The 10,912-nt window shown below is 58.5% G+C and carries 9 protein-coding genes; 4 read left to right on the forward strand and 5 right to left on the reverse strand.

Annotated features, from left to right (window positions below; all coding sequences use genetic code 11):
* The first annotated feature begins 29 nt into the window (after window positions 1-29).
* The 4 genes from lptB (at window position 30) to FJY67_09510 (ending at window position 3,583) form a co-directional block, all read left to right on the forward strand.
* Complete coding sequence (gene lptB, locus FJY67_09495; protein ID MBM3329686.1) at window positions 30-758, forward strand: LPS export ABC transporter ATP-binding protein; 729 nt, start codon at window positions 30-32, stop codon at window positions 756-758.
* A gap of 34 nt (window positions 759-792) precedes the next feature.
* Window positions 793-2,256 (forward strand): RNA polymerase factor sigma-54, encoded by a 1,464-nt coding sequence (gene rpoN, locus FJY67_09500; GenBank protein ID MBM3329687.1) that lies wholly within the window; start codon window positions 793-795, stop codon window positions 2,254-2,256.
* Between the two features lie 14 nt (window positions 2,257-2,270).
* Complete coding sequence (gene tsaE / locus FJY67_09505) at window positions 2,271-2,717, forward strand: tRNA (adenosine(37)-N6)-threonylcarbamoyltransferase complex ATPase subunit type 1 TsaE (GenBank protein MBM3329688.1); 447 nt, start codon at window positions 2,271-2,273, stop codon at window positions 2,715-2,717.
* 98 nt (window positions 2,718-2,815) lie between these two features.
* Window positions 2,816-3,583: an SDR family oxidoreductase gene (locus FJY67_09510; protein ID MBM3329689.1), complete on the forward strand. Its 768-nt coding sequence runs from the start codon at window positions 2,816-2,818 to the stop codon at window positions 3,581-3,583.
* 16 nt (window positions 3,584-3,599) lie between these two features.
* Here the strand turns inward: FJY67_09510 and rffA are convergent, their stop codons facing one another.
* The 5 genes from rffA to dnaE are packed head-to-tail and all read right to left on the reverse strand — an operon-like array spanning window position 3,600 to window position 10,387.
* Window positions 3,600-4,733, reverse strand: a complete 1,134-nt coding sequence (gene rffA, locus FJY67_09515; protein ID MBM3329690.1) for a dTDP-4-amino-4,6-dideoxygalactose transaminase — start codon at window positions 4,731-4,733, stop codon at window positions 3,600-3,602.
* 1 nt (window position 4,734) lies between these two features.
* The gene (locus FJY67_09520) at window positions 4,735-5,481 is read right to left on the reverse strand and encodes a GNAT family N-acetyltransferase (GenBank protein ID MBM3329691.1); all 747 of its coding nucleotides are present in this window, start codon (window positions 5,479-5,481) and stop codon (window positions 4,735-4,737) included.
* The gene (locus FJY67_09525; protein MBM3329692.1) at window positions 5,478-6,434 is read right to left on the reverse strand and encodes a glycosyltransferase family 2 protein; all 957 of its coding nucleotides are present in this window, start codon (window positions 6,432-6,434) and stop codon (window positions 5,478-5,480) included. Before FJY67_09525 ends, FJY67_09520 begins: the two co-directional genes overlap by 4 nt.
* Window positions 6,431-6,877, reverse strand: a complete 447-nt coding sequence (locus tag FJY67_09530) for a D-tyrosyl-tRNA(Tyr) deacylase (GenBank protein MBM3329693.1) — start codon at window positions 6,875-6,877, stop codon at window positions 6,431-6,433. Before FJY67_09530 ends, FJY67_09525 begins: the two co-directional genes overlap by 4 nt.
* Before the next feature lie 33 nt (window positions 6,878-6,910).
* The gene (gene dnaE, locus FJY67_09535; GenBank protein MBM3329694.1) at window positions 6,911-10,387 is read right to left on the reverse strand and encodes a DNA polymerase III subunit alpha; all 3,477 of its coding nucleotides are present in this window, start codon (window positions 10,385-10,387) and stop codon (window positions 6,911-6,913) included.
* Window positions 10,388-10,912 lie beyond the last annotated feature (525 nt).

Genomic DNA, 10,912 nt, shown 5'->3' on the forward strand with positions numbered 1-10,912 from the left:
CTGAAGCGCAAGACTGCAGCGACCGGCGAATGACGACACTCGATGCCCGCGGGCTGATCAAGAAGTTCGGTCGCCGCCGGGTCGTGGATAGTGTTTCCATCTCGGTTGGAACGGGTGAAATTGTGGGTCTTCTCGGGCCCAACGGCGCCGGCAAGACGACGACGTTTCATATGATCACCGGGCTGCTCTCACCCGACGCCGGAAAGGTGCAGTTGGGCGAGCGCGATATCACCCGGATGCCAATGCATCGGCGAGCCCGTCTCGGGATGAGTTACCTGTCACAAGAACCGTCGGTTTTCCGGACCTTGACAGTCGAGCAGAATCTGCTCGCAATCCTGGAGACGCTCCCGCTGCCCCGCCCGGACCGTATAGCCCGTGCCGAGCAGTTGATGTCCGAGTTTGGGATCAGCCACCTGCGAAAGCAGAAGGCTCAGACGCTTTCCGGCGGCGAGCGTCGGCGGGTCGAAATCGCCCGCGCATTGACGACATCGCCTTTGTTTATGCTTCTCGACGAGCCTTTCGCCGGGATCGATCCGATAGCCGTCAATGACATACAGGAGATCGTCGGCGGGCTGGCAAGTCGCGGCATCGGAGTCCTTATCACCGACCATAACGTGCACGAGACGCTTCAGATCACCCACCGCGCCTATCTGCTCTATGATGGGAAGGTGCTAAAGGAAGGCACTTCAGATTTTTTAGCCCAGGACGAGCAGGCGCGGCAACTCTATTTGGGAGAAAAGTTCAAACTTGACCGTTAGTCATGCTTTATTCACTACATAGCCCCCCGGTGCAATGCCTGAATTGAAGCAGGTGCTGGGGCAGCGCCATGAACTCTCTCTCGCGCAGACGCCACAGCAGATTCTCCGCTCCGAATTGACCCAAATGTCGATCCTCGAACTCGAACTAAGGGTCCGGGCTGAACTCGACGAGAATCCATTCTTGGAGGAGGCTGAGGAGTCGGTCGAGAGCGAGGTCGCAACCGAGGCCGATGACAGCGCTGAAGATCGCGAATCGTTAGCCATTGCCGATACTGAAGCCGAGCCGGACGCACCGCCGGCCGAGCCGGAGAAGGCACGCGAGATTGACTGGGATGAAATCCTCAACGACTCATCGCATTGGGAGTATCGGGCACAATCGCGGGTGCAGGTTCCCGAAGAGGGGACCGAACTGCCGCAACCCTCCGTCGAGACGCTGGCCGATCACCTCCTCACACAATTGCACCTCGATGACCTAACCGATACCGAACAGGCTATAGGTGAGGAGATCATCGGCTCGATCGATCGCGACGGCCACATGCACAACATTACGCTGGAGGAGATTGCAGCCGACAGCGGCGTGTCGCTCGAGACCGTTGCCCGGGTGCACCGGCGAATCATGACCTACGATCCACCCGGAATCGGTGCCCGAACACTGCGGGAGTGTCTTCTAGTGCAACTTGAGTTACGCGATCCGCGGCATCCGGTCGCCGAGCAGATGGTTGCTGAGTCTTGGGATGACATCATCAATAAGCGCTACGAAGTGATCCGCGACCGGCTCAGCGTCACGCTCGACGTAGTGCGCAGCGGCTTCGAGGCAATCTCAAGACTCAACCCCAAGCCGGGCGAAGGCTACTTCGACGAACGGCAGAATTATGTCATTCCCGACCTCGTCGTTACCCAGGTTGGCGGCAAGTTCGAAGTCTTCCTGAACGACGGGGACATCCCCAACTTCCATATCAACTCCACCTACAAAGACCTCTACCTCAAGCAGGAACAGACGGACAAAAAAGTCCGCGAGTTCCTGACCCGCAAACTCGAATCGGCCCGGTGGTTCATCAATGCGATCCACCAGCGTCGCACGACGATGCTCCGGACGATGCGCGCTATCGTAGATCGACAGATCGACTTCTTTCGCGGCGGTCCGCAATACCTCCACCCTATGATCCTGGCTGACATCGCCGACGAAATCGGGATGGACATATCGACCATTTCGCGGGTTACAAGCGGCAAGTATGTCCAGACCGACTGGGGCGTCTTTGAACTGAAATACTTTTTTAGCGAAGCGATGGAGACCGACGAAGGCGACGAGGTCTCGAATCGGGTCATCAAGGCGCGGCTAAAGGAACTTATCGAAGGTGAGAACAAGATGGAGCCGCTCTCGGATCAGGAGTTGACCGACATGCTCAATGCCGATGGATTCCAGATTCGGCGAAGAACAGTGGCGAAGTATCGCGAGCAGTTGCGGATACCGATCAAGCGGCTGCGGCGGATGATCTGAATGTTGAATGAAGTATGCCGTCTGTAGAGTGGGGCCGGTGGCAGGTGCGGAGCCTGGCTGGGACACAGCGGGTTGCCGCATCTTTCGCCAGAGTCTTGAAAGCAGGCGATGTCGTAGGCCTTACCGGAGAACTTGGTGCCGGGAAGACGGAATTCGTCCGTTTGACGTGCTCGGTATTGGGACTTAGAGAGGTAGTATCGAGTCCGTCGTTTGTGCGGCTCAACAAGTATGAGATGCCGCCTGGCGGCCCCTTTGAGGCGGTCTATCACGCCGATTTCTATCTGGCGAAGTCACTGGAGGATGCGCTCGATTACGGACTCGACGAGCTCTACACCGGAAGGAACCTGGTCTTTGTCGAGTGGGCCGAGCGGTTCCCGCAACTGATGCCGCGCGGCGCCTGGCGAGTTGAACTTGCGGTCAGTGGTCCCAAGTCTCGCGAAATTGTCATCCTGCAGGATTGACCCTATCCGGAATAGTTCACGTAGAGGCGCGGAGCACGTGAAGTTCCTGCGCCTTGTCGCTTTAATGACTGATTAGATCCATTCATCGTCAAAGTCTTATGAGCGGTTCGAACACGGTATACATCAGCGGTGCGTCGTCGGGCATCGGGATGGCGTGCGCGAAGGCTTATGCTGAGCGCGGATGCCGGCTGGTGTTGGCAGCACGGCGACTCGAGCGATTGGAAAAGTTGAAGGCGGATTTAGAGAGAATGTTCACGGTTGAAGTCTATGTTGCCTCGCTCGATGTGCGTGATTCGGAGGCTGTTGCGGCGTTCGTTGGAAGTATACCCGGTGCACTTGCAGATATAGATATCCTCGTCAACAACGCCGGGCTGTCGCGCGGACTGGCGCCGATACAGGAAGGGGAATTGCAGGACTGGGAGGAGATGATCGACACCAACCTCAAGGGGCTGCTCTATCTAACCCGCCAGATCTTGCCGGGAATGATTGCGCGGGGGAGGGGACACGTCGTCAACATCGGGAGCGTTGCCGGACAACAGGTCTATCCGGGAGGAAATGTCTATTGTGCGACGAAGTTCGCGGTGCGGGCGTTGACCGAGGGTCTGAAGATGGACCTCCTCGGCACTCCCGTCCGGGTGACGACGGTTGATCCGGGGATGGTGGAGACGGAGTTCAGTCTGGTGCGTTACCGGGGCGACGTCGAACGCGCTGCAAGGACCTATAAAGGTCTGACTCCCCTGCAGCCGGAGGATATTGCCGATGCGGTGGTCTATGCAACATCACGACCGGCGCACGTCAACATCAGCGAAATGATCCTCTGGCCGGTCGATCAGGCGTCCGTCTATCATACCCACCGCAGGTTATAGGTGTTGAGTCCCCAACCTATAACCTCAGAAAATTCACCACGGCTTCGACGACCCGATCCTGATCTGCCGGATCGAGGTCGTAGTAAAACGGAAGCCGCACCAGCCGTCTGCTGATTGACTCCGTAACCGGCAGGGAACCTTCCCCGGCCCGCCACTTCAGTCCCATCGGCGACAGGTGCAACGGCAGGTAGTGAAATACTGCCAGTATGCCCTCCTCCCTCAAGTGCGCTATGAGCCTGTCGCGCACCGACTCACTCTCCAGGATCAGATAGAACATATGAGCGTTGTGCCGGCAGTGCGGCGGGACGTAAGGCGGCCGCACACGGCCCTGCTGCGCAAACGTCTTGAAAGCGTCGGCATAGCGATTGAATATGGCCATTCTCCGTTCCGAGATCGATTCCGACTCCTCCAGTTGCGCATAGAGAAAGGCGGCGATCAGTTCCGAGGGCAGGAAGGATGAGCCGATGTCAACCCAAGTGTATTTGTCAACCTGACCGCGGAAGAAGCGGGAGCGGTTGGTGCCCTTTTCGCGGACGATTTCAGCGCGCTCGATAAACTTATCGTCATTGATGCAAAGTGCGCCGCCCTCGCCGCTGATGTAGTTCTTGGTCTCGTGAAAACTGAGCGCTGCGAGGGGGGCGATGCTGCCCAGTGGACGCTCCTTGTAGTATGCTCCGACACCTTGTGCGGCGTCTTCGATGACGAGGAGACTATGGCGGCGGGCGATCTCCATAACGGCGTCCATCTCGCAGCCGACGCCGGCATAGTGGACTGGGACGACGGCCCGGGAGGCCGGTGTAATGGCTGCTTCGAGCTTCCCTTCATCAAGATTTAGGGTGTCGTCCCGCACATCGACGAAGCGAATTCGTGCTCCGCGCAAGACAAAGGCATTGGCCGTGGAGACGAATGTGAATGCCGGAATGATCACTTCGTCGCCCGGCTCTATTTCGGCTAACAGCGCAGCCATCTCGAGCGCGGCAGTGCAGGAATGAGTCAGTAGCACTTTACGGACGCCGAGATGCTCTTCCAGCCAGCGATGGCAGTTCCTGGTAAAAGCGCCGTCGCCGGCCAAGTGGCCGCTTTGAACGGCCTGGGCGATGTAATAGAGTTCCTTGCCGGCAATGAAGGGCCGGTTGAAGGGGATAGAGATGCTACTTTTCATCGAACCAGCGGTGAAACCAAAACTCGAGCAGCGAGGTGCGATATCCGCACGATTGGTAAAGGCTCTGCGCAGCGTAGTTGCGGCCTTGGGTGACGACTGAGGAGTGCGTGGCGCCTTGCGAACGAAACCACCTGTCAGCCGCCCCCACCAGTTGACGTCCCAAGCCCTGTCCCCGCGCCTGGGGACCGACGCCGATCAGGTCGATGATGCCGCGACTAACTTCCTGGTCGAAGCGTCCGATGATGAATCCGGCTGCCTCGCCGTTCACGAGTCCGGTCAGCACCAGGTCGGCATATCGTTCCAGTAGGCTCCGCTCGAGCCAAATGCGATAAAGTTCCGAGCACTTCTCAAGCGGGAAGCGGCCGTCGGTATAGAACCGGCTGTCGGTGAAGGAGTCCATGGCTATAGGCCGCAATTTCTCAAGGTCGGACTGAACAGCCGGCCTGATGATGTTGATGTCGTTAGCCGGTTCATCGAGTTCGGCAGTGAGGCGATGCACCAGCGTTACCTTCACACCGGTGAACCGGAAGCCGGCCTGGACGGCAGTCTCGACGGTATCCGGGTCGTCGCTGCGAGATAGAAAGTAGCAGCAGGCAAGGTCCTCTTGCGCCGCCCACTTGTTGACCCGGTTGAGGGCATCGTCATTCAGGGTATGGATATTCAACCGGCCAATGCGCAGACCGTAGAACTCCGTATCCCAGGGAAGGAAGACCCCTACCGGTCCGGAGTCAGTCATTGCCGCTGCGGGGTTCGCAAGCCGATAGCATACGGTGGACGGTCGAGCATCCGGGTATGCATCCGGGCGAGGTATTCGCCGATGATACCCAGGACGAGAAGTTGTGCTCCCGAAAAGATCGCGATCGCCGAGGCGAGGAAGGTGAAGCCCTGCACCGCAGTTCCCGCAATGAAGTAACGTCCCAGGACGAAGAGCAGCAGTCCGGCGCCGAACAGCGTCAGGATAAATCCGAGCCAACTTGCGAACTGGAGCGGCAGGGTGCTGAAGCCGGTCAGGAGGTTGAGGGCGTGAGTGAACAACTTGCGAAAGGTGTAGTTAGTCGTCCCCGAGCGGCGGGGATGGTGCTCAACTTCGATAAAGGTGAACCGGGATGTTCCCCACGACAGGAGTACTTCGATCGATACGTAAGTGCCGCGATAGTCGGCAAAGGCCGCCCTGAGCGCGGTCCTGAAAGCGCGAAAGGCGCTCACCCGACGGGCGTTTTCGTAGCCGATCACGCGTTGCAGAAGGCGCTTCATCAAGCCGGTGGCGAGTCCTCGCCAGAAGCCGTAGTGGCCTTCTCGTTGCGCCCCATAGACGACGTCGCAGTCTGTCGTGAGCCGGCCTAACAATTTCGGGATCTCTTCGGGAGGATTCTGCAGATCGTCATCGAGGGTGATGGTGCGGTTGAAGACGGACTCCCGGATCCCGCAAAGAAGGGCATTGTGCTGGCCGTAGTTGCGCATAAGATTTAATCCGCGTACAAATGGGTAGGATCCGGCAAGTGCTCCGATGACCTCCCACGTCCCATCCTTGCTGCCATCATTGACGAGGATCACCTCGAAGGGTTCGCCGATGCCGCTTAGCACTTTGTCAAGGCGTAGGACCAGATCGCGCAGGGTCGTCTCGCTGTTGTAGCAAGGCACTACGACCGAAATGCCGCTTGGGAGCGTGGCGGCCGATTCGGGCGTCATTTAGGCGGACTTTCGAGCAGAATCGTAACCGGCCCGTCGTTGCAGAGATGCACCTCCATATGCGCTCCGAAGATGCCAGTCGCAACGGCACATCCGGTATTTTGCAGTTGCTCGCAAAACCGTTCGAACAGGGGGGCGGCTTGACCGGGAGGTGCCGCTTTGATGAAATCGGGCCGGCGACCACGCTGAGCGCCGGCGTAGAGCGTGAACTGTGGAACGGCCAGAATCGATCCTCCAACTTCCGAAAGGGAAAGGTTCATCTTTCCGGACTCATCATCGAAGAGCCTGAGACGGCTCACTTTTGCAGCCATCCAGTCGAGGTCATTCACCTGATCGCTATTCGTAAATCCAATCAGCAGCAAATAACCGCGCTCAATCCGGCCGACGACCCGCCCTTCAACCGAGACCGATGCTTCTCGGACCCTCTGTAGGACGACCCGCACTTTAGCCTTCCGGTCTGATGAATTTTGGTCCTCTCATCTCATTAGTGACACGCAGTCCGGTCCGACCCACTCGCCCAGTGTGCGCATCAAATCGGGCGATGGCCGCACCCGGAACTTGCCGACACGATACGACTTCCTCTGACCGGAGGGCAACGCAAGGTCGATGAGCAGTGAGGAACTGCCTGGGGAGTCGGTACATAACCGACCCAGGCGAGTGAGGAGGGCTTCGCTTACCTGCTGACTGTTCAGACGCAGTTTGATCGTCTGCCCCCAGCGCTCGGCGACCTCTTCGAGAGGAATCATCTCCTCGATACGGATATTGGTTTCTTCACGTCCCTCTCGGCGCGTCACCCGGCCGCTGACCGCGACCAGCCGGTCCGGGACGGCGAGCGTCTCGAACTGCGCCATCTGGCCGGAGAAGAGGAGGCAGTCGGCCGTGCCCGTCAGGTCTTCGAGAGTTACCATCATCCAGCGGTCGCCTGATTTGGCGGTGCGTTTAGATATTGCTGCAACGACTCCGGCGATGCGGACCTGACGGCCATCTTCCCAATCCTCCTTGTCGCCGAGCCGGTGCTTGATCAAAGTGCCGAGTAGCGGTGTGTAGCGCTCCAGTGGATGACCGGTAATGTAATAGCCGAGCACCTTCTTTTCATTCGACTGGAGAAGATCAGGCGGATATTCCTCGAGGATATGGAGATCCGGTTCCTGAATATAAGATGTACCGGCTTCAGAACTACCACCGAAGAGGCCGTTTTGGCCGCGCAGGTGCTCGTCGGCGACGGCCTGTGCATAGGCCATCGCACCGGGCAGCGAGGCTTGCAGCGTAGCCCGCGTCTGTCCGAATGCATCGAAGGCTCCAGCGTCGATGAGCGACTCGACCATCCGGCGGTTCATGGCTCCCATACCGGTGGCGGCGAGGAACTGATGCAGGGAAGTGAACCTACCGCACCCCTTGCGCGCTTCAAGAAGCGTTGCCACCGCGGCTTCACCGACGTTACGAATGGCAGCCAACCCGAACCGAATGGCGTCGCCCTCGGCTTTGAAGGAGTCCTCACTCTCGTTGACGTCAGGCCGATGAATCGGGATGCTGAGTATCTTGCATTCGCCCATCAACCTTAAGACCTGCGATGGGTCGTTGCGGCGCACCGTGAGGCAGGCTGCGAGATACTCGACCGGATGATGGACTTTAAGATAGGCGCAGTGGTAAGCGATGACCGCATAGCCGGCGGCGTGGGCTTTGACGAAACCGTAACCGGCGAACTGCTCGCAAGCGGCAAAGATCTCCGAGGCGACCTTGCGGTCGATGCCGCTGGAAACGCAGCCATCGATGAAAGCGGTCGCTTCCTTGGCCATGAGTTCCGGCTTCTTCTTTCCCATTGCTTTGCGGAAAGTATCAGCTTTGCCGAGACTGTAACCGGCGAGGTCGGTGGCAATGCGGATCACCTGCTCCTGATAAACGATGATGCCGTAAGTCTCGCGCAAGATCGGCTCAAGACGAGGGTGGAGATAACTTGCCTTGCGCCTGCCGTGCCGCCGGGCAATGAACTCGTCGATGAACTGCATTGGGCCGGGGCGAAAGAGGGCGTTCATTGCGAGGAGGTCTTCGAGGCGTTCCGGCTTAAGTTTCATCAGGTTGTCGCGCATCCCGGACGATTCAAACTGGAAGACCCCGGTGGTTCGGCCTTCACTGAACAAGGCAAAGACTTTTGGGTCGTCGAAAGGGAGGCTGTCAAGGTCGATATCGACATTCCCGGCACGCAGACCCCGGAGTGTGATCTCGATTTCCTGCAAGGTCTGGAGGCCGAGGAAGTCCATCTTCAGCAGGCCCAGTTTGTCAACCCAGTTCATATCGAACTGCGACATAAGGTCGGGGTCGGTTCCGTTCTTATAGACCGGCATATAGTTCGTGACCGGTCCGGGGCAGATGACGACTCCGGCGGCGTGAACCGAGGGATGCCGGACGGCGCCTTCGAGGATCGTCGCATGCTCGATGACAGCGCGGTAACGGGAATCGCCGGCACAGAGGTCGGCAATTTCGGGGACGTGAGTGAGGGCTTGCTCAAGGGTGAAGTCGCGCGATTCGGGGATCAACTTTGCCAGACGGTCGCCCTCGGCTGCAGTCAAGCCCATTGCGCGAGCCGTGTCGCGAACCGCCGACCGGGCGGCCATCTTGCCGAAGGTGATGATCCGGCAGACGGCATCTTCGCCATAGCGCCCACGGACATATTTAATCACTTCTTCGCGGCGGTCGTCGGCGAAGTCGATGTCGATATCGGGCGGGGAGACCCGCTCGGGATTAAGAAACCGCTCGAAGATCAACCCCCACCGAAGCGGGTCGAGATTGGTTATTCCCAGACAATAACTGACGATGCATCCTGCCGCGGATCCGCGCCCCGGTCCCACCGGAATCGAACGCTCTCGCGCCCAGCGGACAAAGTCCCAGACAATCAGAAAGTAGTTGGCAAAGCCGGTCTGCTTGATTACTCCTAATTCCATCTCCAGCCGCTCGACCGCATTGGGCGAGGGGTTTACGCCATAGCGTATTATAAACCCTTCCCGGGCAACGCGGTCGAGTTCATCCTCCGCGGTGGGTAAATCCGCTTCAGAGGAAAGATGGCCATTGCCGTTCGCCGCTACACGCTGGAAGATTGGAAAGTGCCGTCCACCGAGGGGGATCTCGAGGGAGCACTTGCCGGCGATCTCTTCCGTGATATCGAGTGCATCGGGAAAGTCCGGGAAAAGAGCAGCCATCTCGTCCGGGGTCTTGAGATAAAACTCCTGGGTGTCGAACCGGAGGCGGTTGGCGTCGGTTACTTTGGACTGAGTGCCGACACAAAGGAGGACGTCGTGTGCCGCCGCATATTCTCGCTTCAGGTAATGTGCGTCGTTGGTGACGACCATCCGGAGGTCGAGGTCTTCGGCAAGTTGAGCCAGAGCGGCAACCAGCCGCTCGTCTTCGGGCAGATGATGGCGCTGCAGTTCGATATAGAAGTCATCGCCGAAGACCTCCTTGTAGAATCGCGCGGCTTCGAGTGCACCGTCGGGGTCGTTGTTCAGGATCCGCTGCGGGATCTCACCCTGCATACAGGACGAGAGGCAGATCAAGCCCTCGGCGCACTCCCTTAGCAGTTCCCGGTCGATGCGCGGCTTGTAGTAGAAACCCGAGAGGTGACCTTCGCTCGAAAGGCGCGACAGCGACCGCCAGCCGGCGAGGTTCTTGGCGAACAGCACTTGATGAAAGCGCATTTCGCCGGCCCGGCCGGGCGACCGGTCGAGCCGGGATCCGGGCGCGAGATAGAGTTCGCAGCCGAGGACCGGGTTAAGCCCGGCGTCGCGCGCTGCTGTGTAGAACTCAAGTGCGCCGAAGACGTTTCCGTGGTCGGTCAAGCCTACCGAACGAGCGCCTTGCGAAGCCGCGATCTCGATCAGTTGCGGGATGCGGCAAGCGCCGTCGAGCAGGCTGTAGTCGGAATGGTTATGAAGATGGACGAACAAATGAGAAGAGTCTATTCGCTAATCTGTTTTGGGTGGTTCGCAAAGCATTATGCCCACTGGTGGCTCCATGCGCCTGATGCTAACCGGTGCACTCCCGATATTCAAGTCTGCCGGTAGCTCCCCGATTTATCGGGGCCACGGCAAAACACCTCTGGAGTATCCGACGACCGGTAAGCCTGGTGCCTTTCAATTTAGGGCGCGCGCGTCGCGGGCGCAAGGTTGAGTGTGATGACGCAGTTCTGCGAACATGCAACCGAGATACCGCAAATTCACCGATGCGGAACATACCTTGGTCCGCGTAGGAGCCTAAGTTGCCTATAGCGGCTTCGTGCCCAAGTAGTGTCGGCGAGAAATCTTGCGAAAGTGGAGCGATTTGGCTTGACAATGGGGTCTTAAGGTGTTATGATGTAAAGTGTCGTCTAAGTGAAGTCCTTGGATAGCGTCACGTGAACTGATAGGATTGCGGTTTGACTTTCCTTGCATGTTTCTTCCTTTCAATAGATTAGACGAGTCGGGGGGGGGGACTCCTACGCCGTTGCC

The sequence above is a fragment of the Calditrichota bacterium genome (assembly GCA_016867835.1).
Classification (GTDB): Bacteria; Electryoneota; AABM5-125-24; order Hatepunaeales; family Hatepunaeaceae; genus VGIQ01.

Excerpts from the sequence above, each read along its gene's own strand:
- lptB (MBM3329686.1), top strand. The coding sequence starts at position 30 with ATGACGACACTCGATGCCCGCGGGCTGATCAAGAAGTTCGGTCGCCGC.
- rpoN (MBM3329687.1), top strand. The coding sequence starts at position 793 with ATGCCTGAATTGAAGCAGGTGCTGGGGCAGCGCCATGAACTCTCTCTC.
- tsaE (MBM3329688.1), top strand. The coding sequence starts at position 2,271 with ATGCCGTCTGTAGAGTGGGGCCGGTGGCAGGTGCGGAGCCTGGCTGGG.
- FJY67_09510 (MBM3329689.1), top strand. The coding sequence starts at position 2,816 with ATGAGCGGTTCGAACACGGTATACATCAGCGGTGCGTCGTCGGGCATC.
- FJY67_09520 (MBM3329691.1), bottom strand. The coding sequence starts at position 5,481 with ATGACTGACTCCGGACCGGTAGGGGTCTTCCTTCCCTGGGATACGGAG.
- FJY67_09525 (MBM3329692.1), bottom strand. The coding sequence starts at position 6,434 with ATGACGCCCGAATCGGCCGCCACGCTCCCAAGCGGCATTTCGGTCGTA.